The sequence below is a fragment of the Devosia elaeis genome (assembly GCF_001650025.1).
Taxonomy (GTDB): Bacteria; Pseudomonadota; Alphaproteobacteria; order Rhizobiales; family Devosiaceae; genus Devosia; species Devosia elaeis.
Window position 1 is genome coordinate 1 of sequence record NZ_LVVY01000135.1, and the last position, 23,103, is coordinate 23,103.

General features: G+C 64.8%; 18 protein-coding genes and 1 pseudogene. 10 read left to right on the forward strand and 9 right to left on the reverse strand.

All coding sequences use genetic code 11. The annotated features are described in order from the left end of the window. The 3 genes from A3840_RS17855 to A3840_RS17865 all read left to right on the forward strand — a co-directional run. On the forward strand, positions 1 to 325 hold a 325-nt coding region (locus A3840_RS17855), incomplete at its 5' end, for a substrate-binding domain-containing protein (RefSeq protein WP_165603222.1). Positions 326 to 396: 71 nt separating this feature from the next. Beyond that, positions 397 to 1,599 carry a pyridoxal phosphate-dependent aminotransferase gene (locus A3840_RS17860; protein WP_067460217.1) on the forward strand — a complete coding sequence of 401 codons (1,203 nt, stop codon included), beginning with the start codon at positions 397 to 399 and terminating at the stop codon, positions 1,597 to 1,599. Beyond that, positions 1,599 to 2,114, forward strand: a complete 516-nt coding sequence (locus A3840_RS17865; RefSeq protein ID WP_067460220.1) for a 2'-5' RNA ligase family protein — start codon at positions 1,599 to 1,601, stop codon at positions 2,112 to 2,114. Before A3840_RS17860 ends, A3840_RS17865 begins: the two co-directional genes overlap by 1 nt. Here the strand turns inward: A3840_RS17865 and A3840_RS17870 are convergent. After that, positions 2,111 to 2,725 (reverse strand): TetR/AcrR family transcriptional regulator, encoded by a 615-nt coding sequence (locus tag A3840_RS17870; RefSeq protein ID WP_067460223.1) that lies wholly within the window; start codon positions 2,723 to 2,725, stop codon positions 2,111 to 2,113. The genes A3840_RS17865 and A3840_RS17870 overlap by 4 nt on opposite strands. 86 nt (positions 2,726 to 2,811) lie before the next feature. On the opposite strand from A3840_RS17870, the gene A3840_RS17875 reads away from it, so the two are divergent. Then, complete coding sequence (locus A3840_RS17875) at positions 2,812 to 3,966, forward strand: DUF418 domain-containing protein (protein ID WP_067460226.1); 1,155 nt, start codon at positions 2,812 to 2,814, stop codon at positions 3,964 to 3,966. A 4-nt stretch (positions 3,967 to 3,970) separates the two neighbouring features. Here A3840_RS17875 and A3840_RS17880 read toward each other — a convergent pair whose 3' ends face one another. Then, the gene (locus A3840_RS17880) at positions 3,971 to 5,074 is read right to left on the reverse strand and encodes a hypothetical protein (RefSeq protein WP_067460229.1); all 1,104 of its coding nucleotides are present in this window, start codon (positions 5,072 to 5,074) and stop codon (positions 3,971 to 3,973) included. Positions 5,075 to 5,317: 243 nt separating this feature from the next. On the opposite strand from A3840_RS17880, the gene A3840_RS17885 reads away from it, so the two are divergent. Further along, entirely contained in the window at positions 5,318 to 6,943 is a 1,626-nt protein-coding gene (locus A3840_RS17885) for an MFS transporter (protein ID WP_067460233.1), read from the forward strand. A 1,250-nt stretch (positions 6,944 to 8,193) separates the two neighbouring features. On the opposite strand, the gene A3840_RS17890 is transcribed toward A3840_RS17885, so the two are convergent. The 4 genes from A3840_RS17890 to greA all read right to left on the reverse strand — a co-directional run bounded on the left by A3840_RS17890 (position 8,194) and on the right by greA (position 11,858). Next, the gene (locus tag A3840_RS17890) at positions 8,194 to 8,901 is read right to left on the reverse strand and encodes an HAD family hydrolase (protein ID WP_067460236.1); all 708 of its coding nucleotides are present in this window, start codon (positions 8,899 to 8,901) and stop codon (positions 8,194 to 8,196) included. 157 nt (positions 8,902 to 9,058) lie between these two features. Further along, positions 9,059 to 9,958, reverse strand: coding sequence for a LysR family transcriptional regulator (locus A3840_RS17895; protein WP_067460239.1), 900 nt, complete (start codon positions 9,956 to 9,958; stop codon positions 9,059 to 9,061). 112 nt (positions 9,959 to 10,070) lie between these two features. Beyond that, on the reverse strand, positions 10,071 to 11,021 hold the full coding sequence (trxB, locus tag A3840_RS17900; protein ID WP_067460242.1) for a thioredoxin-disulfide reductase: 951 nt from the start codon (positions 11,019 to 11,021) through the stop codon (positions 10,071 to 10,073). A gap of 363 nt (positions 11,022 to 11,384) precedes the next feature. Next, the gene (gene greA / locus A3840_RS17905) at positions 11,385 to 11,858 is read right to left on the reverse strand and encodes a transcription elongation factor GreA (RefSeq protein WP_067460245.1); all 474 of its coding nucleotides are present in this window, start codon (positions 11,856 to 11,858) and stop codon (positions 11,385 to 11,387) included. A gap of 287 nt (positions 11,859 to 12,145) precedes the next feature. On the opposite strand from greA, the gene A3840_RS17910 reads away from it, so the two are divergent. Then, the gene (locus A3840_RS17910) at positions 12,146 to 13,288 is read left to right on the forward strand and encodes a PQQ-dependent sugar dehydrogenase (protein ID WP_067460248.1); all 1,143 of its coding nucleotides are present in this window, start codon (positions 12,146 to 12,148) and stop codon (positions 13,286 to 13,288) included. Between the two features lie 60 nt (positions 13,289 to 13,348). Here the strand turns inward: A3840_RS17910 and A3840_RS17915 are convergent, their stop codons facing one another. Next, positions 13,349 to 13,558, reverse strand: a complete 210-nt coding sequence (locus A3840_RS17915) for a cold-shock protein (RefSeq protein ID WP_067460251.1) — start codon at positions 13,556 to 13,558, stop codon at positions 13,349 to 13,351. Between the two features lie 485 nt (positions 13,559 to 14,043). Here A3840_RS17915 and A3840_RS17920 point away from each other — a divergent pair, with 485 nt between their 5' ends. From A3840_RS17920 to A3840_RS17935, 4 genes and pseudogenes are all read left to right on the forward strand, one after another. Continuing rightward, on the forward strand, positions 14,044 to 15,021 hold the full coding sequence (locus A3840_RS17920; protein ID WP_067460254.1) for a class I SAM-dependent DNA methyltransferase: 978 nt from the start codon (positions 14,044 to 14,046) through the stop codon (positions 15,019 to 15,021). Positions 15,022 to 15,071: 50 nt separating this feature from the next. Further along, positions 15,072 to 16,097, forward strand: a complete 1,026-nt coding sequence (gene ltaE, locus A3840_RS17925; protein ID WP_067460257.1) for a low-specificity L-threonine aldolase — start codon at positions 15,072 to 15,074, stop codon at positions 16,095 to 16,097. 587 nt (positions 16,098 to 16,684) lie between these two features. Then, a pseudogene (locus tag A3840_RS20070) lies at positions 16,685 to 17,131 on the forward strand (GNAT family N-acetyltransferase); the annotation flags it as partial. A 46-nt stretch (positions 17,132 to 17,177) separates the two neighbouring features. Continuing rightward, positions 17,178 to 18,437 carry a lipopolysaccharide biosynthesis protein gene (locus tag A3840_RS17935; protein WP_082904015.1) on the forward strand — a complete coding sequence of 420 codons (1,260 nt, stop codon included), beginning with the start codon at positions 17,178 to 17,180 and terminating at the stop codon, positions 18,435 to 18,437. 178 nt (positions 18,438 to 18,615) lie between these two features. On the opposite strand, the gene catB is transcribed toward A3840_RS17935, so the two are convergent. Further along, positions 18,616 to 19,239: a type B chloramphenicol O-acetyltransferase gene (gene catB, locus A3840_RS17940; RefSeq protein ID WP_067460266.1), complete on the reverse strand. Its 624-nt coding sequence runs from the start codon at positions 19,237 to 19,239 to the stop codon at positions 18,616 to 18,618. A 232-nt stretch (positions 19,240 to 19,471) separates the two neighbouring features. After that, a complete protein-coding gene (carB, locus tag A3840_RS17945; RefSeq protein WP_067460269.1) occupies positions 19,472 to 22,783 on the reverse strand; it encodes a carbamoyl-phosphate synthase large subunit in 3,312 nt (1,103 codons plus the stop codon). Positions 22,784 to 23,103 lie beyond the last annotated feature (320 nt).

Sequence of the window (23,103 nt, forward strand, 5' to 3'; positions counted from 1 at the left end):
CCATGCGGCCATGGCGCAAATCTTTGCGGCGGGTGAGCCCCCCACCGCCATTCTCGCCATGTCGGACAAGATCGCCATGTATGCCGTCGACTGGCTGTTCCGCTCGGGCCGGGATGTTCCCGGCGATGTGTCGGTGATCGGCTTCGACGGCGTGCCCGAGGCCGCGGTCGCCACGCCCAAGCTGACCACGATGGTTCAGCCCATGCACGAGATCGCGCGACTGGCAGTGGATGCCGCCTTGGGCGAAAGCCAGGTCGAAGGGCGCCGGGTCCTGCCGACGCAATTGGTGGTGCGGGAATCGACGGCGCCGCCACGCGCGAAATAAGACATCTGGCCAGTTGCCCCGGTCGGCCTGAGGCAATATCAGTTTGCCCGGCATTTCCGGGGAGAGATCGAATGGCGTTCTTGTCTGATGCATTGGGGCGGGTGGCGCCTTCGGCGACCGTGGCGATCAGCCAGAAGGCGCGGGTGATGGCTCAGGAGGGCAAGGACATCATCGCTCTGTCTGCCGGCGAACCGGATTTCAATACGCCCGAACATGTGCGCGATGCGGCCAAGCGGGCCATGGATGAGGGCAAGACGCGCTATACCAATGTCGATGGCATCGCCGAACTCAAGGAAGCGGTGGCGGCCAAGTTCCGCCGTGATAACGGCCTCGATGTGACGGCGGCGGATTGCTTCGTCGGCTCGGGCGGCAAGCAGATCATCTTCAATGCGCTGCTGGCGACGCTCAATCCGGGCGACGAGGTGGTGGTGCCGGTGCCCTATTGGGTGAGCTATCCGGAAATCGTGCGGCTCTGCGGGGCCGAGCCGGTCTTTGCGGTGGCCGATGCCTCGACCGGCTTCAAGCTCAAGCCGGAGGTGCTGGAAGCGGCGATCACGCCCAGGACCAAGTGGCTCATTCTCAATACCCCGTCAAACCCGACGGGCGCCGCCTATTCGGCCAGTGAATTGAAGGGCTTGGCGGAGGTGCTGATGCGGCATCCGCATGTGCATATCCTGACCGACGATATCTATGAAGTGCTGGTCTATGACGGCAAGAGCTTCGCCACCATCGCGCAGGTGGAGCCGGCCTTGCAGGCCAGGACCCTGACGATGAACGGGGTTTCGAAGTCGCATGCCATGACCGGCTGGCGCATCGGCTATTGCACCGGGCCTCGGCCGCTGCTGGCGGCGATGACCAAGCTGCAGGGGCAATCGACCACCAATGCCTCGTCCATCTCGCAATGGGCGGCGGTGGAGGCGCTGAACGGGCCGCAGGATTTCCTCAAGGACTGGCGCGAGGTGTTCCAGCAACGGCGCGACCTGGTGGTGGCCGGGCTCAACGCCAATACCGGGCTCGATTGCCTGACGCCCGAGGGCGCGTTCTATGTCTTCCCCTCCTGCCAGCGGCTTCTGGGCAAGACCAGCGCCGGCGGCACGGTGCTGACGACGGACGAGGATTTCGTGATGGCGCTGCTGGAAGAAACCGGCGTGGCGCTGGTGCATGGCACGGCCTTCGGCCTGCCGGGCCATTTCCGCCTCAGCTATGCGGCGAGCAATGCCGAGCTGGAAGAGGCGGTGCGGCGCATCCAGGGATTCTGCGCGGGGATCAGCTGATGGCACTGGCTGTATCGTTGATCTTTGACGACGATATAGACAAGGCCGTAAGGCAAATCTGGCAAATGCTGGCGGCGGAAGGTGTATGCGATGTTATGCAGGGCCTTGGCTATCCACCGCATGTCTCGCTACTGGTTTCCGACGATGACGCGATAGAGGCCGATCTGCGGAGCATGATGGCTGCCCTCTCGCAGATCAGGGCGATGGATCTCATGCTGGGTCCAGTCCGTCATTTCCCCGATACTTCGATCGTCTGGCTGAATTGCGATGGCGGCGCGGCGCTCATGGACCTGCACCGGCACCTGGCGGATAGAGCGCCAGCAGGAGCCATCCGCCCACATTATCAGCCAGGCCAGTGGACACCGCATGTCACCCTGCAGATGACCGGCGACCGGGTGCGCGGCGAAGCGCTAGCGTCTTCGGCATGGTCACTCCCGCGCCGGGGGCGGGCCGTGCGATTGGAGCTTGCCCGGTTCATGCCGGTGGTGCCATTAGCCGGAATCGCACTGTCCTAGCCCTGGCCCAGGGCCGGGAGGATGGCCTGCTCGACGATGGCTTCGATGTGGGCGCGGTCGGGCGGCAGGCCGTTGTCGACGACGAATTTTATGAACAGCGCCTCCCCGATATCCTCGACGACGGGGGTGATGCGGGCCGGATCGAGCCGGCCGGCGCGGGCGTAATGGTGTAGCACCGTTTTGGTGAAACGGCCGCCGCGGGCGTCGAAGACGTCACGCCAGATGCGCTTGTGCAGGTGCGGATAGCGGCCGGCTTCCGCCACGACGGCGAAGAGAGCCTGGCCCATGGGCGACGCCGAGGTTTCGCGCAGCAGCATGAGCGCGGCGATGAGATCGCTGCGTAAATCCGTCGCTGCCGGGCTGGGTTCCTCCTGCGGGAAATTGCGGTGCATGGCCTCGATGAGGATGTCCTCGGGCGTGGACCAGCGCCGGTAAAGCGAGGTCTTGGCGGTGCCGGCGCGCCGGGCAATGCCCTCCATGGTGAGGCCGCTGAGGCCCAGTGCCGCCGTTTCCAGGATCGACGCCTCGTAGATGGCGTGCAGCAAGGCTTCGCCACGCCGCCGGGTGGGGCGGGGCGCAGCTTCGGCCTGGTCGGGCTTCGAAATCGTCATGACCACATAAAGAACGGTTGCGTATCTTATCCAAGATAAGATACGTTATGGTTTCTAATGTGGATCAGGATAGCAGGAGTTCCACCATGGCGCAGCAGGTCGCGACGGCTTTTTCCGGACACCATGAGAGGGGGGAGCGTGCGCTGGCGCCGGATCTGGCCAGAGGCGCGATGCTGCTGATCATCGCCGTGGTCCACGCGCATATGTTCCGGCAATTGGCCGGCGGCATGGGGGCGCCCGATGCCGCGGGATGGGTGGATGTGGCGACCACAATTCTGGTGACCCTTCTGGCGGAGAACCGGGGCTACCCCATGTTCGCGGCGCTGTTCGGCTATGGATTGATGCGGATCGCCATGCGGCATGGGGAGGCGGCGCCGGGAGGCAACGCGGTGGGAAAGCTGCGGCGGCGCGGTTTCTGGCTGCTGATCATCGGCTTCCTCCACACGCTATTGCTCTCCTATGGCGATATTCTTTCGGTCTATGGGGTGATCGCGCTGGCCCTGGCGGCGATGTCGCAATGGAGCGGGCGACGGGTGCTGCGGCTGGGGCTGATTTTCTTCGTCGTGGCGGTGCCGATCTATGCGCTGGGCATGACGGCCTTGCTGCATGGCGCGGATGGTGCCGACGCCGATGCGGGGTTCTGGGCGGCGATGGGGCTGCGGCTGGCGGCCTGGCCGTTTTCCACGATGCTGTTCGTGCTGATTTCCGTCTTTCCCTTCAGCATCGGCATGCTGGCGGCCCGTCGCGGCATTCTGGATCGACCGCAGGCGCATCTGCCATTGCTGCGGGCCCTGGCCGGCTGGGGCATTTGCCTGGCCGTGCTGGGCGGCGTGCCGCAGGCCCCCATCGCCACCGGCTTCTGGGTGCCGGGCATGATGGGCGAGAGCGCCAGCCTCTGGTTGCACCTGGTGACCGGCTATGCGGGCGGGCTGGGCTATGCGGCCCTGATCGGCCTGCTGGTGGTGCGGGTGGGGGAAGGGCGCGGCATAGTGGTGCGGGCCCTGGTGGCGACCGGACAGCGCTCGCTGAGCTGCTATCTCTGGCAATCGGTCGCCTGGTTCGGCCTGTTCATGCCCTTCACCCTCAATCTAGCGGCGCGCCTGAGCTATTTCGAGGCGGTTCTGGTGGGCGCACTGGTGTGGCTGGGCACGGTGATCTGGGCCGACATGCTGGGGCGGCGGGGTCGACAAGGGCCTGCCGAGGCCTTCCTGCGGCGGAGGCTCGCGACCCGGGCCGCTTAGCGGATCAGCGACCCAGGAGCTGGGCCAGGCTGGCATTGCCGCCGCCCATGGCCTCGCCGAACATGTCCATCAGCTTGGCGGTAGTGACATAGCTCTGCATGGCGGCCTGGTAGAGCTGGTCGGACCAGCCGATGGCCTGGCGCTCCTCGGCCGATAGGGAGGAAAAGGCGGAGATGACGTTCTGGCTGAAAGCGGTGGGATCGCCGGATTTGCTGGCGCTCTGGAAGCCGGCCAGCAGGGTGGCGCCGCTGCGGGCCTGGAGCACCGAGCGGGCGGCGCGGGTTTCTTCGGCGGTGAACTGGCCGTCCTTGTCGAGCACCATGGCGGAGAGGGCGCGGCTGGAGAAGCCGGACATGTCGATATATTGGCCCAGACTCGTATTGCCGTTGAAGGTGGGCGCCTTGCCATTGGCCTTGGCCTCGGCATAGAGGCGATCCAGCGTGGTGCGGGCATTGGCGGCAAGGTCCGGCATGGAGCTGTCGGGGCTTTCTCCCGCCTCGGACAGCGCCAGGTAGAGCGCGACGGGGTCGTTGGGGCCGAGATCGGGCCGGGTGCCCGGCGCGGTCTGCAATTGCTTGAGGCCCTCGGTGATCGCGTCGCGGCCCGCCTGCCATTCGGCGGTGGCGCGTTCCTCGGCGCCCAGGCCATCGAGATAGGCGGCGGCGGCCTTGTAGAGGCCGGTATAATTGCCGGTGACACGAGCGATCGCCGCCGGTCCGGCCAGGGCCGCCTCGAAACGGCGCTGCATTTCGAGGCCGGCGGCCTCGCGTTCGTCGGGCGAGAAGCTGTCATCGCTCGACATGGCATAGAGTTCGCGCTGGTCGAGACCGGAAAGATCGAGCGCCAGCTTGCCGTCCTTGAGAGGCGAGGTGCGGTCGGCTTCTTCCAGAAGAGCGGTGAGCTTGGCGCGGGCATCGGCGAGAACGGCGGCGAAGTCGCGCTCGGCCAGCGCGGCGCGGGCGGCGTCGGACAGCGTTACCGCCGTGGCAGCGCTTTCGGCATTGGTCTGTGCCGGCTGGCTGGAGGCTGTCGACTTGGCCGTGCCGGCATAGGCACTGGCATAGCCTTGATAGGGCGAATAGGGCGCGGTGGATGTGACGGCGACCATGTCAGCTTCTCCCGAGGTGTCGGAAGAAATGGATGCAAGCATCGTGCCGCAAAAAGGCGAGGGGATTCAGTCGGCTGCGGGGCGGGATGGCTGGCGCGGGCAATTTGTGCCGGGCAGAAAGTGCTTTCCAGCCTGATTTCGCGCCGGAAGGTGTGGGCCACGGCGTTGGCCGCTTGGCTGCCGGAATTGTTGGGGTAGAGTGGGGACGTAGTTCCCTTGTCGGTATTTCCGTTAGGTCTGACCATGTCTGAGCGCCCCTCCATGCTGGCCCCCTTCCGGCATGACACTTTCCGCATGCTGTGGCTGGCGACGCTGGTGTCCAATCTGGGTGGACTGGTGCAATCGGTGGGGGCGGGGTGGATGATGACCACGCTCACCACCTCGCACAACATGATCGCGCTGGTTCAGGCGTCGACGACGCTGCCGATCATGCTGTTTTCGCTGGCGGCGGGCGCGCTGGCGGACAATTTCGACCGCCGGATCGTGATGCTGATCGCCCAATGCGGCTTGATGGCGGTATCAGTCATTCTCGCGGTGCTGACCATGTTGGGCCTGTTGACGCCCTGGCTGCTGCTGACCTTCACCTTCATGATCGGCTGCGGCACGGCGTTGTTCAATCCGTCCTGGCAGGCATCGGTGGGCGATATCGTGCCGCGGGCCGACCTGCCGGGCGCGGTGACGCTCAATTCGATGAGCTTCAACATGATGCGCAGCGTCGGCCCGGCCGTGGGCGGCCTGATCGTGGCGCTGGCGGGCGCGGCTGCCGCCTTCGCGGTGAACGCCTTGTCCTATGTGCCGCTGATCGTGACGCTGTGGCGCTGGAAGCCGGAGCGGGTGCCGAGCGGATTGCCGCGGGAAAAATTCGGCAGCGCGATGTGGGCCGGCATTCGCTACGTGTCCCTGTCGCCCAACCTGACCACGGTGTTGTTCCGGGGATTCCTGTTCGGGTCGGCCGCCGTGTCCATCCTGGCGCTGCTGCCATCGGTGGCCAATGAATATGTGGGTGGCGGGGCGCTGATCTATGGCACGTTGCTGGGTTGCTTCGGCCTGGGGGCCATTGGCGGCGCCTTTCTCAACGGCCGGGTGCGCGAGCGCTTCAGCAATGAAGTGATCGTCCGGGTGGCGTGCCTGGGCTTCGCGCTGAGCTGTGTCGGGCTGGGCTTCAGCCGCGATCCTCTGCTCAGCCATTTCGTGCTCATCCCCGCCGGCGCGAGCTGGGTGCTGGCGCTATCGCTGTTCAATGTCTCGATCCAGTTGTCGACGCCGCGCTGGGTGGTGGGGCGCGCATTGTCGCTTTACCAGACGGCGACGTTCGGCGGCATGGCGCTGGGAAGCTGGGTCTGGGGTGTCGGCGCCGATATTGCGGGGCCGGACTGGGCGCTTTACGGGGCGAGCGCGGTGCTGGTGCTGTGCGCCGCAGTGGGTTTGCGCATGCCGCTGCCCGAATTCAGCTCGCGCGACCTGACCCCGATCGGCACGTTCAACGAACCGGTGCTGAAGCTGGACCTGCTGCCGCGGAGCGGCCCCATCCTGGTGATGGTGGATTACCGGATCCGGCAGGAAGACATCGATGCCTTTCTCGAACTCATGGCTGCGCGCCGGCGCATCCGCATTCGCGACGGCGCCCGGCAATGGGCGGTATTGCGCGACCTGCACCAGCCCGATCTCTGGGTGGAGAGCTATCACGTGCCCACCTGGGAGGATTACCTGCGGCACAACCTGCGGCGCACCAAGGCCGATTCCGAAAATACCGACGCGCTGCGCCGGCTGCACCAGGGCGAGGGACCGCCGCAGGTGCACAGGATGATCGAGCGGCAGACCGTGCCCCTGCACGACGATACGCCGCTGCGCGACCTGCCGGAGGTCTAGGCGCCATGCGCGCATGAAAAAGCCCCGCCCGAGGGGATGGGCGGGGCCGGAGGTCGTTGGCCGGGGCCGCTGACCTTGGAGGGACGGCATCACCACGAACGCCGCCGATATGTGCATTATCCCGCCGGGAGCGGGCGATCACAAACGCGCAACGGGAAAGGCTGCCATGCAGATTCGCAGCAATGCGGGCAAAAAAAGAGGCTCCAACCGAAGTTGGAGCCTTTGATAGGGCCGAAGCCAAATCGCAAGTAATGGCCTTGCGCTAGGGAGGAGGATTAGCGCCCGACCGGTGAGCCAAAACCGAGGGAGGAGGATTCGGTTTCAACTCGATTGTCGGCAACGCGGGTCCGTGGGAGGAGGATACGGAGCGGCGTCGCAGCGACAAAGCCAATATAGGTTTTGACCGTTTGGTCAGCAATGCATGTGTGGTCATGCCAGCTATGCATTAGGCACAGCGACAATGTGTCCATTTTCTAGGCAGGTCCGCAGGCTGACGACAGGACGGGATGTGAGGGGCAAAAAAAGAGGCCCTATCCGAAGATAGGGCCTGATGACTGGGCCGAAGCCAAATCGAAAGTGGGGCAGAGAGCAAGGGAGGAGGAGATGCGCTCTGCCATGAGCTTTGGATCAAGGGAGGAGGAGATGATCCGCAGCTCGGTGTTGCGATACGGGGTCCGAAGGGAGGAGGAGATCGGAGCGCGCCTCAGCAACGAGGACATATATGAACTCTACCGGTCCGATAGACAATCCCGAAACTGACATGTCAGCCATGCGTTTTTGCAGGGCTCGGCAACAGGGCAAAAAGAAAGGCTCCGCTCGAGGGGAGAGCGGAGCCCAAGGGGGACAGGCCAGAGGCCCGTCAGGAGGGAACGCAGCGGAGCAAGGGAGGGAGGAGAAACATCCGCTGTGATGAGGGTTCATTTATGCCGGTCGGCCTGCTTCGCCAACCCGGGGAGGGTCATGCCAGCCATGCGTTTCATGCATGTGGAAATGAATTCCGCAATGATTTCAATGGTGAGGGGCGGGGCTGTGACCGGCTGCCGCACCTAGATCGTTTCACGTTTAAACGGACACATTTTTCTATCGCTGATCGTCACCCTCGGGCTTGACCCAAGGGTTCTTCGTTCTTGGGTGTATGGCAAACGCCCTCGGGTCGAGGATGCATCCCTCCCTCAAGCTCTCCTCTTAAGGGGGAGCAAAGCAAAAGTGCCGTGATTCCAGCTGAATGTGGACTGCACTGGTAGGTGCGTTCAGGGCAAGGCTTCGAAGCGCGCCAGCGCCTCAGGCAATTGCCCGAGATGGTCGATGCGCGCATAGCGCGGCTCGTCCTGCGGCTCCTCGGCATGCTCATAGGACCAGGTGAGGTCATGGGGCACATAGACGGCGAAGGCGCCGACGGCCAGGGGTGGCAGGATATCGGACCTGAGGGAGTTGCCGGCCATGAGGGTATGGTCGGGCCCTTCCGTATGGCGTGCGAAAATCCGGCGATAGGTGGCCTCGTTCTTGTCGGCAACCACTTCCACGGCGGCGAAATATTCGGCGAGGCCCGATGCGGCGAGCTTGCGTTCCTGATCGAAGATATCGCCCTTGGTGACGAGGATCAGCCGGTAGCGGTCCTGCAATTGGCCGAGCGCCTGATCGACATAGGGCAGGGTTTCGATCGGAAAGTTCAGCAATTCGCGGCCGGCGGCCATGATCTCGGCGATGACCGTGCCGGGCACGCGATGGTCGGTCACGTCGAGCGCGGTTTCGACCATGGACAGGGCGAAGCCCTTGGCGCCGAAGCCGTAGAAGGCAAGGTTGCGCGTGGTGGCGGCGATCAGGCGCTCGGTGAGGTCCGGCGCGTCGGTATAGTCGCGCAGCAGATCGGTGAAGCGCTGCTCGGTGAGGCGGAAGAATTGCTCGTTCTGCCAGAGCGTGTCGTCGGCATCGAGGGCGATGGTGGTGATGCGGGGCATGGGATGTCTGTAGCCTGAGGAGCCGTCATTGTCCGGCTCGTCCGGGCAATCGATCTTTTCATGCCTCCGAATGGATCACCCGGGCAAGCGGGGCGAGGGCGACGCGGGAGAATTCGGCGAAAGAAACACCTTTCGCCCCGGCTGATGTTCCTGCCGGTCAGAAGGACCATTCCCGCGCCTTGGAGACGAGGAAGTCGCGGAAGACGCCGACGCGCTTGGAATTCTTGAGGGCGGGGGGATAGACGAAATAGGCCTCGTAGGCAGGCAGCTCGATCTCGGGCAGGACCTGGACCAGGCCGTCTTCCTTTTCCGTCACATAGGCGGGCAGCATGGCGATGCCGATGCCGGCGCGGCAGGCCTGCATCATGCCGTAAATGGCATTGACCCGCAGGGCGGCGCGGCGGGGGCTGGAATCGGAGCGGCCCATGCGCTCGAGATAGTTGATGTCGCCCAGATAGGACGGCACCGGTTCGCCGAAGCTGATGATGCGGTGTTCGTCCAGATCCTCGGGCGAGCCGGGCATGCCGTGCTCGTCGATATAGGAATTGCTGGCGTAGAAGTGGTTGTGGACGGTGAACAGCTTGCGCTGGATCATCTCCGACTGGTTGGGGCGATGCAGGCGGATGGCCACGTCGGCCTCGCGCATGGCCAGGTCGAGCTCGGCATCGTTGAGGCGGATTTCGAGCTGGATCAGGGGATAGAGTTTCAAGAATTCATCGAGCCGCGAGCTGAGCCAGGTGGAGCCGATGCCGACCGTGGTGGTGACGATCAGGGGGCCGGTGGGCTCATCCTGGCTCTCCGACATCTGGGTCTCGACCTGCTGCAGCTCCCAATGCATGCGGTGGGCGGTGCGGAAGAGCTGTTCGCCCACTTCGGTCAGCACCAGGCCGCGGGCATGGCGAATGAAGAGCTTGAGGCCCAGGTCGTCTTCGAGAGCGGAAATCTGGCGGGATACGGCCGACTGGCTCATGCCCAGTTTTTCGGCGGCGTGGGTGAAAGAGCCCGACTCGGCGGCGGTGTGGAAAATCCGGAGCTTGTCCCAGTCGAGCATTTTCATGACGCTTTCTTCGTTACCGTTCAGCCAGGTCGGACCGTGCCCGCCGCCTTAAGCGAAGGGGACGCAGGAATTGTGACGAGGCGGCGTTTTTCCTTGGTCATGCTGTCGCAGCCTATTCCGCCGCCTCGGCCAGTTCGTGCGCGGCCAGGAAGCGCTCGGCGTCGAGCGCGGCCATGCAGCCCATGCCCGCGGCCGTGACGGCCTGGCGATAGATGTCGTCGGTGACATCGCCGGCGGCGAAGACGCCGGGAATGTTGGTTTCGGTGGTGCCCGGCTTCACCTGCAGGTAGCCGCCCGGCTTCATGTCGAGCTTGCCCGAGAAGATCGAGGTTGCCGGCGCATGGCCGATGGCGACGAAGACGCCGTCGATGGGCTGCTCGTAGGTCTCGCCGGTGGCGCGATTGCGCAGGGTGACCGTGTTGACCGAAGGGGGCATGGGCGCGCCGCCCACTTCGACCACCTCGGTGTTCCAGCGCACCTCGATCTTGGGATGCTTGAACAGGCGATCCTGCAGGATGCGTTCGGCGCGGAATTCGTCGCGGCGATGCACGACGATGACCTTCTCGGCGAAATTGGTGAGAAAGAGCGCTTCCTCCACCGCCGTATTGCCGCCGCCGACCACCAGAACCTGCTTGCCGCGATAGAAGAAGCCATCGCAGGTGGCGCAGGCCGAAACGCCGAAGCCCTGGAATTTCTGCTCGGAGGGCAGGCCCAGCCACTTGGCCTGGGCGCCGGTGGCGATGATCAGGCTATCGGCGGTATAGGTGTCGCCGCTGTCGCCATGCAGCACGAAGGGGCGGCGGTCGAGGTCGACGGAGGTGATGATGTCGTTGACGATGCGCGTGCCGACATGCTCGGCCTGAGCCTTCATCTGGTCCATGAGCCAGGGGCCCTGGATGACATCGGCGAAACCGGGATAGTTTTCGACATCGGTGGTGATGGTGAGCTGGCCGCCCGGCTGGAGGCCCTGAATCATCACCGGTTCGAGCATGGCGCGCGCTGCATAGATGGCGGCGGTGTAGCCGGCAGGGCCGGAACCGATGATGATGACTTTCGCGTGCATCGCGACGCTTCTCCAAAAGACAGGAATAAACCCTTGCCTCTAGTTAAGAGGCGAAGTGGGTGAGTTTCAAGGCAAAGTCACGCGCATGGAGCAGATGCCTACCCGACTGCACCGGAAAGACACAGGATATTGCGGTAACGCTAAAAATTTAGGCGTTGGATATACCGCATCTTGGGTCTGTGGGGCGCGGAACGCGGGGGACGGAGCGAATCGCTCGCGGCCCGGATAGCCGGCCCCTAAGAATCGTCACCACCGGGCCTGTCCCGGTGGTCCATGCCTCCGCCAGATGGATTGCCGGGACAAGCCCGGCAATGACGGCGAAATTACATCGCATGGGCGTTTCAGCCATCGCACGGAAACGCTCTAGATGAACTTGATCTTGACGATCTCGTAGCTGCGGGAGCCGCCGGGGGCCGCGACTTCGAAGGAATCGCCCTCTTCCTTGCCGATCATGGCGCGGGCAATGGGCGACGAGATGGAGATGCGGCCGGCCGAGGCATCGGCCTCCGGATCGCCGACGACCTGATAGGTCTTTTCTTCCTCGGTATCCTCATCGAGGAAGGTGACGGTGGCGCCGAACTTGACCTTGTCGCCGCCGAGCTTGGTGACATCGATGATGTCGGCCAGGGCCAGGATGGCCTCCAGCTCCTGGATACGGCCCTCGTTGAGGCTCTGCTGCTCCTTGGCGGCGGAATATTCGGCATTTTCCGACAGATCGCCATGGGCGCGGGCTTCGGAGATGGCATCGATGATCCGGCGGCGCTCGCTTTGGGTGCGGTGCTCGTATTCGGCGGTGAGGGTCTTGTGCCCCTGAACCGTCATCGGGATCTTGTCCATAATTGTCCTGCCTCCAATCGGCTCGGCAAAAATAAAATCCGTGCGCGGCCAGGTCCTCCCAGGCCGCGGCACGAAACGAAACTGTGGTCTGTCGCGGCGCGCACTGCCGCCCGACATGGCTTCTCCCTGCCAAGCTTCGTTCGGCATATGCTTCACGACAAGTTTTCAGGGAGATAGGGCCAGCTTGCCCGGCTGCCACGTTGCGGTCAAGCGGGTGTGCCCGGTTGAGATAGGCACTCCACATGGCAATGCAATGGCACCCGTCATCGCCAAAAGAAAGGCACAGCATGAAGACCCGATTTTTCGCGCTTCTCACCTTGGTCACTGCACCGCTGCTGGTCGCGGCGCCGGGCCAGGCGCAGACTATCGAATCGAGTGCCGGGCGGCTCGGCGCCAGCGTGCTGGCCGAGGGGCTGGAGCATCCCTGGGCGCTCGCCTTTCTGCCGGATGGGCGGTTTCTGGTGACGGAGCGGGCCGGCCGGCTGCTCATTGTCGCCGCCGATGGGGCGCGGACGCCGGTCGATGGCGTGCCGGAAGTGGTGGCGCGAGGGCAGGGCGGGCTGCTCGACGTGGCCCTGGCCCCCGATTTCGCCGAGAGCGGCAGGCTTTATCTCAGCTATGCGGCACCGGCTTCCGCGGCCGGATTGCAGCGGGGCACGGGCACGGCGGTGATGGCGGCGCGGCTGGTGCTGGACGGCGATGGCGGGCGGCTGGAGGCGCAGGATGTGATTTTCCGCATGAACCGCTTCGACAATTCCAACCGCCATTTCGGCTCGCGGATCGTGGTGGGCGCGGATGGCAATCTGTTCGTGACGCTGGGCGATCGCGGCACGATGGACCGGGCGCAGGACGGCGAGGACCTGGCGGGCGGGGTGGTCCGCATCGCCCCCGACGGCTCGATTCCTGCCGACAATCCGAGGATCGAGGGCTGGGCGGCCGAATTCTGGAGCATCGGTCATCGCAATCCGCAGGGCGCCACCCTGCGGGACGATGGGGTGCTGTTCGCGGTGGAACACGGCGCCCGGGGTGGCGACGAGCTCAACCTGGTGACCGGCGGCCGGAATTACGGCTGGCCGGTGATCAGCTATGGCCGCGATTATTCGGGCCTGCCGATCGGCGTGGGGCAGGAGCAGGAGGGGCTGGAGCAGCCGCTGCATTACTGGGACCCCTCCATTTCTCCCTCGGGCCTCGATTTCTACCAGGGCGCGCTGATCCCGGAATGGGAGGGCGACCTGCTGCTGGGCGGGCTGAGCGGCAATGTGCTGGTGCGGCTGGACATGGACGGCGACGCGGTGGCGGGCGAGGAGAGGCTGTTCCAGGGGCAATTGGGCCGCATCCGCGATGTGCGGGTGGGCGCGGACGGAGCGATCTACCTGTTGACCGACGCGCCGGACGGGCGGTTGCTGCGCGTGGCGCCCGAGGGCGAATAGAGCAAATAAAAAGGACGCGCTCCCGGGGAGCGCGCCCTTTCTCGTTTCAGTCGTCGTGTTTCAGCCGGCGGTCAGATTGTCGGCGGCGGACTTGCCGGTCCGCTTGTCCTTGACGATCTCGTAGGTGACCTTCTGGCCTTCATCCAGGCCATTGAGGCCGGAGCGCTGGACGGCGGAGATGTGGACGAAAACGTCCGCCCCACCTTCGTCCGGCTGAATGAAGCCATAGCCCTTTTGGCCGTTGAACCACTTAACGGTGCCCGTTGCCATAATGCGCGTTCCCTCGTGCAGTCGCTGCTGGTTGCGGTTCCGGCCGTGCACCCGGCCGGACCCTAGTTGATATCGAAATATCGGAAGATGACGTCAGCAATGGCGAATGGCATTCGCGCCTTCAGATCAGTCGGCCGCAATATTCGATCCGGTGAGCGTACCTCGAAAATTCCGGTGCATCAATATGTCGTGTAGCCACGACCAAAAACCCCGCAGAACCGAAGTTCTGCCGAGCGCATAGGGGGTTGGTCCAAAAAATTCCCGTCCGGAGGGAACAGGAATGTCTGCCGCTGCAAGGCGGCATGGTCCGGGCGGGCAAGACGCGGGCCGGGATGCCGCTATCTTAGAGGAGCCAGGCGGTTTGCCAAGGGTGAAGGCGCCCGGGATCGGAGCGCTCCGCATTTCGCTTGCGTTTTTCCCCAGCTTCCGGCAAATCCCGCGCGCCGCGCCCAGCGAGGCCGGTTTCATCTCGAAAGCAAATCGTCTTGGACAAGGCGTATTTTTCCTCCGGTGATATCATCGCCGACCGGCGCGCGGATTATGCCCGCATGCTGGCCGATGGCGGTGACTATGCGGCAGCGGCCGAATTGATGGCTCAGGCCCTGGACATGGCGCCCGATTGGGCGGCCGGCTGGGATCTGCTCGGCACCTATCATGAGCGGGCCGGCCAGGTGGCCGCGGCGATTTCGGCCTGGCGCCGGCTCGAGGCCCTGGACGACGAGGGCGTTTTCGGTGCGCAATTGAAGCTGGCCGCCCACGATGCCGGCCCGGCCGGCGACGGCACGGCAGTGAGCTATGTCGAGGCTTTGTTCGATCAATATGCGCCGCAATTCGAGCAATCGCTGCTGGGAAAGCTGGGCTATCGCGTGCCGGAAATCCTCGACCGCATGGTGGAGGAGGAAATGGCGCGACTGGGCGTGGCGCTGTTCGACAAGGCGCTGGATCTGGGCTGCGGCACCGGGCTCATGGGCGAGAAGCTGCGAGCCAAGGTCGGCTTTCTCGAAGGTATCGACATTTCGGCGGCGATGATCGCGGAAACCGCGCGCAAGGGCATCTATGACAGCCTGCAAAAGGCGGAGCTGGTGGCCGCGCTCAATGCCAGGCGCGCCGATGCCGACCTGATGACGGCCGCCGACGTGCTGATCTATTGCGGCGCCCTGCCGCCGGTGCTGGCGGCGCTGGTGCCGGCGCTCAAGGCGGGAGGCCTGGTGGCCTTCTCGCTGGAAGCGCATGACGGGGACGAGGCGGTCTTTCTCCGGCCCAGCCTGCGCTACGCCCATGGGGTGGATGCCACGCGCGACGCGCTGGTGGTGGCGGGGCTGGACATCCTGCGGTTCGAGACCGCCATCCTGCGCTTCGATCGCGGCGCCCCGGTCACCGGCATCCTGGTGGTGGCGCGCAAGCCGGCTCTGGAACTGACGGCGGCGAACGATGCCGAGGCGGGCGGCGACGTGGCGGCCTAGCCAAAAGCGCTGCGGCTTGGCACAAGGGGGCGTCTTCCTGGGAGCGCCACATGAACATCATCCGCCACGATTTCCGGTCCGACACGGTGACACGGCCCAGCGCCGGCATGCGGGCCGCCATGGCCGATGCCGAGGTGGGCGACGACGTGTTCGGCGACGATCCCAGCGTCAATCTGCTCGAACAGCGCATGGCCGGATTGGTGGGCAAGGATGCGGCGCTGTTCGTACCGTCGGGCACGCAATCGAACCTTCTGGCCCTGATGAGCCATTGCGGGCGCGGCGACGAATTCATCGCCGGGCAGAAGGCGCATCTCTACCTCAACGAGGCGGGCGGTGCGGCGGTGCTGGGATCGATCCAGCCGCAGCCGATCGCGCATGAGCCCGACGGCACGATGGACCTGGCGGCAATCGAGGCGGCCATCAAGCCCGATGACAGCCATTTTGCCCGCACCCGCGTGATCGCGCTGGAAAACACCTTTGGCGGCAAGGTCCTGCCGACGGCCTATATGGATGCGGTGGCCGAGATTGCGCGCCGGCATGGGCTGGGGCTGCATCTGGACGGGGCACGGGCCTTCAATGCCTGCGTGAAGCTGGGGCTGGATATCCGCGATTTCGCGGCGACCTTCGACACGGTATCGATCTGCCTTTCCAAGGGCCTGGGCGCGCCGGTGGGATCGATGCTGGTGGGGCGGGCCGATTTGATCGCTACCGCGCGGCGCCATCGCAAGATGCTGGGCGGCGGCATGCGGCAGGCGGGCATTCTCGCCGCGGCGGGGCTTTACGCGCTGGAGCACAATGTGGCGCGGCTGGCCGAGGATCACCGCCGCGCGCTGCGGCTGGCGGAGGGGCTGGCCCGGCATGCGGCGCTGCGCGTCATCATGCCGGAAACCAATATCGTCTGGGTGGAAATGGACGGGGCGCTGGGCGAGAGGCTGAATGCCGAATTGTCCACAGAGGGCATCGGCGTTCTGGCCGGGCGCTATGGGCAGCAGCGCTGGGTCACCCATCTCGATATCGGGGACGACGCGGTGGACGCCGCACTGGCGCTGGTCGACCGGTTTTTCTCCGAGCGATAGCAAACCTTTATCCCTGGGCGGGAAAGGCTTTGTTTACCGGTCGGGGCAACGTGATGTTCAGCCATGCGGGCTAGGTTTGCGCAATGTCGGGGGGATTTGCGCGGGCGCGGCCAATGGGCAGCATGGTAACGATAGAGACGAAGGTTCTGGGCACGCTGGACGAGATCGACGCCATTGCCCCGGCATGGCGCGAGCTCGAGGCGCGTTGCGCCGATCCGCTCAGCTATTTCCAGAGCTTCGATTGGTGCCGCAATTGGGTGGCGCAGTTCAGCGCGGACGGCAATCACAGGCCCTATATTGTGACCATCTGGCGGGGCGAGCGGCTGATCGCGCTCTGGCCGCGCATGATCGTGGACATGGCCGGCATCAGGCGGCTGGAAACGTTGGGCGCGCCGCACAGCCAATATTGCGGCGTGCTCGTCAGGCGGGACGGAACGGCCTGGCCGGGCATTGCCAAGGCGCTGCTGGCCGCGGTGCGCGCCTCTCGTTGCGACGTGACGATCTCCCGGGCCGTGCCGGAAGGGTCGGCATTGGCCAAGCTGCTGGCCGACAAGCCGGTCGTGCGGGGCTCGGACAATATCGCCTCCATGCTGGACCTGTCGCTCTTTCCGTCCTCGGAAGCCTATACCGCCCAATTGGGCAAGCTGCAGAAGCGCAATCGCAACCGGCGGCGCAACCATCTGGCCCGCCTGGGAGAACTGCATTTCGAGGTCATCTGGCCCGACCATGCCGAATTCGGCGCCCTGGTGCGCCAATGCACCGAGATGAAGCGGCGCTGGCTGGCCGAAACCGGCCGCTTCAGCAGCGGGTTTTCGATGGCCGGCTATGAGGATTTCCTGGCATCGCTGGGGGGCAATGCCGCCCGGCTGAGCGGGGCGTGCCTGTCGGTGCTGCGGGCCGGCGAGCGCGTGGTGGCGCTGGAGCTGGGCTTTATCCGGCAACGGCATTATTACGCCTATATCGGCGGCTTCGACTGGGATCTGCGCGAGCTGTCGCCGGGCAAGGTGCAGATGGACCTGACGGTGAACTGGCTGATCGACAAGGGGGGCGCTGGACGCCGCTATCGCCCTGGCGATCCGGGTGCTCGGTGCCGGGCTGGTCTTCGGCTTGCAGGTCCTGCTGGCGCGGCTGATGCCGCAGGACTTCTATGGCGGCTTCGTCACTCTCTGGACCTGGATGCTGGCGCTCGGGAGCTTTGCCGCGCTCGGCTTTGCCGAATCCAGCATCCGCTTCCTGCCGCGCTATCACCTGCGGGGGCGGCTGGCGGCCTTGCGCAATTACTGGCGGTTCGGGCTGGCCTTCGTGCTCGGCGCCAGCCTGATGCTGGCTCTGCTTGCCATCGGCCTGGCATTGGGCCTCGGCGCCGCTGACGGGGCTGGGCTGATGGTGCTGCTGGTGGCGCTCGGCCTGCCGTTCCTGGCCATGGAATATTATCTGGAAGGGGTGGCGCGCAGCTTCGGCTGGTTCCGGCTGGCGGCGGTGCCGGTCTATATCCTGCGTCCGATCCTGATCGGGCTGGCCTGCATGAGCCTCAGCGCCGCCGGTCTGGAACTGACGCTGCCGCTTGTCGGCGCGGTGCTGATCGGTTCGATGGCGCTGGTCACGGCGGGCCTGGCGCTGGTGCTGCGGCGACGCCTCGCGCTGATCGCGCCGGAGCGCGCCATGCCGCGGCGCGGACAGAGGAGGCTCTGGCTGATGGCGTCCCTGCCGCTGCTGCTCTTGTCGGGGCTGGAGGATCTGACCGGCTATGGCGACGTGCTGGTGCTGAGCCTGTTGGCGGCGCCGGAGCAGGTGGGCATCTATTTCGCCGCGGCGCGCAGCCTGGCGCTGGCAGGGTTCGTCGCCTATGCCATGACGCTGGTGGCGGGGCGGCGTTTCGCGCTGGACCTGGCGGGCAAGAGCCGCGCCGAATTGCAGAACAGCATTCTCGACAATACGCGCCTGACCTTCTGGGCGACGCTGGGGGCGGTGGCGCTGGCCCTGCTGGCCGGGCCGTTCCTGCTCGGAATCTTCGGGGAAGCGTTCCTGGCGGGCTATGGCGTCATGCTCGTGCTGGGCGGCGGCATGGTGGTGCGCGCCATGGCCGGGCAGGCGGGGGAAGCGCTGATCGTCCTGGGACGGCAGCGGGAAGGCATATTGGTGGCGCTCGCCGTGCTGGCGGTGACGGCGGTGCTCGGCTTCGCGCTCGTGCCAGTGCTGGGGATTATCGGTGCGGCCTGGGCCAGCGCGGCAGCCATGGCCTGCCGGACCCTGGCTCTGGTGCTGGTGCTGCGCCACAGCGCGGGCCTGCGCGTGCTGGCCCTGGGCTTTCCGCGCATCGGGCGGATGGCGGCCGTTTAAGCGTTTCAATCTTACTTGATGCGCCGATCCCTCGCCGTCGTCACCACCGGGCTTGTCCCGGTGGTCCATGCCGCCGCGAGATGGATTGCCGGGACAAGCCCGGCAATGACGACCAAAATTATATCGATACGAAATGCAGCTGCAGAGGAGGGAGACGGTTGCCCGTCTCCCTGGAGATTCAGCCCCGGCGCCAGAAGGCGTAGAGGCCCGCTATGTCGGCGGAGGTCAGGAGCGGCATGGCTTCCGACAGGCGCTCTACGGGCCAGTCCCACCATTGCATGTCCAGCAGCATGGCGATTTCCTCGTCGCCAAAACGCTTGCGGATCGGCTTGGCGGGATTGCCGCCGACGATCGTGTAGGGCTCGACATCCCTGGTGACGAGAGCGCGCGTGCCGATGACGGCGCCGTGGCCGATCGCGATGCCGGGCATGATGATCGCCTCCGAGCCGATCCAGACATCGTTGCCGATGATTGTGTCGCCGGCGGGCTGGAAGGCGTTGTTGGCGGCGGCGAATTCCGGCGCGTCGGGATAGAAGGCGAAGGGGAAGGTGCTGACCCAATCGTTTCTATGGCCCTGATTGCCGGCCATGATGAAGGCGGCGCCGGAACCGATGGAGCAGAAACTGCCCACGATGAGCCGGTCGACGCCCGGATCGCGCATCAGATAGCGGGCGCAATCGTCGAAGGAATGGCCGTGATAATAGCCGGAATAATAGGAATAACGGCCGACCAGGATATTGGGATTGGTGACCTGGCGGTCGAGCGGGATGCCCAGGAAGGGGCTCTCGAAATAATTGGACATGATGAATCCATGAAGATCGAACTGAACAAGCGCGCGTGCGAAAGCGCCGGCGCTGTAACCGGTTAGGAGCGTTTCCTTGCGCGTGTCAGGCGCGGGGAAACGCGATGTCGGTGGTTCGGTCTGCGGATTTCATGGGGATAATCTAGGGTCAGGCGGACAATTGGGAAAGCCCCCTCATCCGCCCTTCGGGCGCCTTCTCCCTCGCGGGGAGAAGGCGGTCCGGGTTTGTGCATCAGGCGGCGAAATAGTCCTGCAGGGCGCGGACCTGGAGCGAGCCGTTGCGGAGGGCGACGATGCCTTCCACGGCGGCGAGGGCGCCGTCGATCGTGGTGTAGTAAGGGATCTTTGCCAGCAGGGCGGTGCGGCGGATGTCGCGGCTATCGCTGATCGACTTCAGACCGTCCGTGGTGTTGATGACCAATTGCACGCCGCCATTCTTCATGGAATCGACGATATGCGGGCGGCCTTCGAGGACCTTGTTGATCTTGGTCGCCGGCACATTGTTGTCGCTCAAATAGCGCTGGGTGCCGCCGGTGGCCAGGATTTCGAAGCCGGCCTCGACGAGATGGCGCGCCATGTCGACGATATATTCCTTGTCGGCATCGCGCACCGAAATGAAGGCCTTGCCCGAAGTCGGGACCTTCTGGCCGGCGCCCATCTGCGACTTGGCGAAGGCCATGGCGAAATCGGTGTCGAGGCCGATGACCTCGCCGGTCGATTTCATTTCCGGGCCAAGCACCGTATCGACGCCGGGGAAGCGGTTGAAGGGGAAAACGGCTTCCTTGACGGCGATATGCTCGAGTTTCTTCTCAGCCAGGTTGAAGCTCGCAAGGCTTTCGCCGGCCATGACGCGGCTGGCGATCTTGGCGATCGGCTCGCCGATGACCTTGGCGACGAAGGGCACGGTGCGCGAGGCGCGCGGATTGACCTCGATGAGATAGATCGTGTCGTCCTTGTAAGCGAACTGCACGTTCATCAGCCCACCGACCTTGAGCGCGAAGGCGAGTTCGCGGGTCTGGCGTTTGAGCTCTTCGATGACGGCGGGCGGGAGGCTGCGGGGGGGCAAGGAACAGGCGCTGTCGCCGGAATGGATACCGGCTTCCTCGATATGCTCCATGATGCCGGCGACGAAGACATCCTTGCCATCGCAGAGGCAATCGACGTCGATTTCGGTGGCGCCGGAGAGATAGGCGTCGAAGAGCAGCGGATTGTCGGAGAGGACCGAATTGATCTGCCCGGTCTTGTCGTTGGGATAGCGCTGGAGAATATCGGGCGGAACGAGGCCGGTAAGGGTATCCTGCACATAGCGCTCGAACTCGCTGGCCGAGTGGACGATGGCCATGGCGCGGCCGCCCAGCACGTAGGACGGGCGGATGACCAGCGGATAGCCCAGGCGCTCGGCCACAAGGCGAGCCTGTTCAAGGGAATAGGCGATGCCGTTCTTGGGTTGCGTCAGCTCCAGCTTGTTGAGGAGCTTCATGAAGAGGTCGCGATCCTCGGCCAGGTCGATGGCGTCCGGCTGGGTGCCCAGGATCGGTACGCCGGCCTTCTGCACGGCCTCGGCCAGGTTGAGCGGGGTCTGGCCGCCGAACTGCACGATGACGCCGTGGAGCGTGCCGTTCTGCTTTTCCGTCAGCAGGATTTCGATGACGTCTTCCTCGGTCAGCGGCTCGAAATAGAGACGGTCGGAGGTGTCGTAATCGGTCGAGACGGTTTCGGGATTGCAATTGACCATGATGGTCTCGTAGCCGGCATCGGCCAGCGCGAAGGCGGCATGGCAGCAGCAATAGTCGAATTCGATGCCCTGGCCGATGCGGTTGGGGCCGCCGCCGAGAATGACGACCTTCTTGCGGTCGGATGGGCGGGCCTCGTCGTCGACCTTGTCGGCGAAGGGCGCTTCATAGGTCGAATACATATAGGCGGTGGGCGAAGCGAATTCGGCGGCCGAAGTGTCGATGCGCTTATAGGCGGGGCGCACTTCGAGGCTGTGGCGCAGCTTGCGCACATCGGCGGGCTTGAGGCCGGCGAGCTGGGCCAGGCGGGCATCGGAGAAGCCCATGCTCTTCAGCATGCGCAGGGTGGCGGCGTCCTGGGGCAGGCCGAATTCCCTCACCTTGGCTTCCATGTCGACAATGCCGCGCATCTGCTCGAGGAACCAGGGGTCGATCTTGCAGGCTTCGAAAATGTCCTCGTTGGACACGCCCAGGCGCATGGCCTCGGCCACGTGCAGCAGGCGCTGCGGGGTGGGGGTGCCGAGAGCGGCCTTGATGGCGTTCTTGTCCTCGCCTTCGCCCAGGCCCGGAATGCCGACCTCGTTGAGGCCGGTCAGGCCGGTTTCGAGCGAGCGCAGGGCCTTTTGCAGGCTTTCCTGGAAGGTGCGGCCGATGGCCATGGCCTCGCCGACCGACTTCATCGAGGTGGTCAGGCGATTGTCCGAGCCGGGGAATTTCTCGAAGGCGAAGCGGGGAATCTTGGTGACGACATAATCGATGGTCGGCTCGAAGCTGGCCGGGGTGGCGCCGCCGGTAATGTCGTTTTCCAGCTCATCGAGCGTATAGCCGACGGCGAGGCGCGCCGCGACCTTGGCGATGGGGAAGCCGGTGGCCTTGGACGCCAGGGCCGAGGAACGCGACACGCGCGGGTTCATCTCGATGACGACCATGCGGCCGTCCTTGGGATTGATGCCGAACTGGACGTTGGAGCCGCCGGTTTCCACCCCGATCTCGCGCAAGACCGCCAGCGAGGCGTCGCGCATGATCTGGTATTCCTTATCCGTCAGCGTCAGGGCCGGAGCGACGGTGATGGAATCGCCGGTATGGACGCCCATCGGGTCGATGTTCTCGATGGAACAGATGATGATGCAGTTGTCCTTCTTATCGCGGACAACCTCCATTTCGTACTCTTTCCAGCCGAGCACGCTTTCTTCCACCAGCACTTCATTGGTGGGCGAGGCGTCGATGCCGCTCTCGCAGATGGCGAGATATTCCTCGCGGTTATAGGCGATGCCGCCGCCGGTGCCGCCCAGGGTGAAGCTGGGGCGGATGATGGCGGGCAGGCCGATGACTTCGAGCGCCTGCAGGGCTTCGATAGTGTTGTGCGCGAGCATGGAGCGCGGGGTTTCGAGCCCGATCTTCTTCATGGCATCGCGGAACAGCTCGCGATCCTCGGCCTTGTCGATGGCCTCGGCGGTGGCGCCGATCATCTCGACACCGAACTTTTCGAGCACGCCCATCTTGCGCAGCGACAGGGCGCAATTGAGCGCGGTCTGGCCGCCCATGGTGGGGAGCAGCGCGTCGGGGCGCTCCTTCTCGATGATTTTCGCCACCACTTCGGGGGTGATGGGCTCCATATAGGTGGCGTCGGCCAGGTCCGGATCGGTCATGATCGTCGCCGGATTGGAGTTCACCAGGATGATCCGGTAGCCCTCTTCCTTGAGCGCCTTGCAGGCCTGGGTGCCCGAATAGTCGAATTCGCAAGCCTGCCCGATGATGATGGGGCCCGCGCCGATGATGAGGATCGATTTGATGTCGGTACGCTTCGGCATTCGGGGCTCGCTCTGCTCGTTCTTACTATAGTGGTCGCGCCGAACCGAAAAAGTGGGAGCCACTTTTTCGGCAACGCTCCGGAGACGGGCGAGGGGGGAGAATCGCCCGGACACACCCGTCCGCGCGAAACCCGCGTGGCCGTTGAGCACGGCAGCGCAGGGGAAAAGACCGAACATGGTGGTTAAGCGGGCGGTTTAGCGGAAGAGTCGGCGGAAGGGAAGGGGTAGGGGCCCTGGATTCTCCTCCGCCGCATTTGCCAGTGATGTTTGGTGGCGATTTAGGGGTGGAGGCTGTGTGAGAACTCACCCAAGCGGAGCGG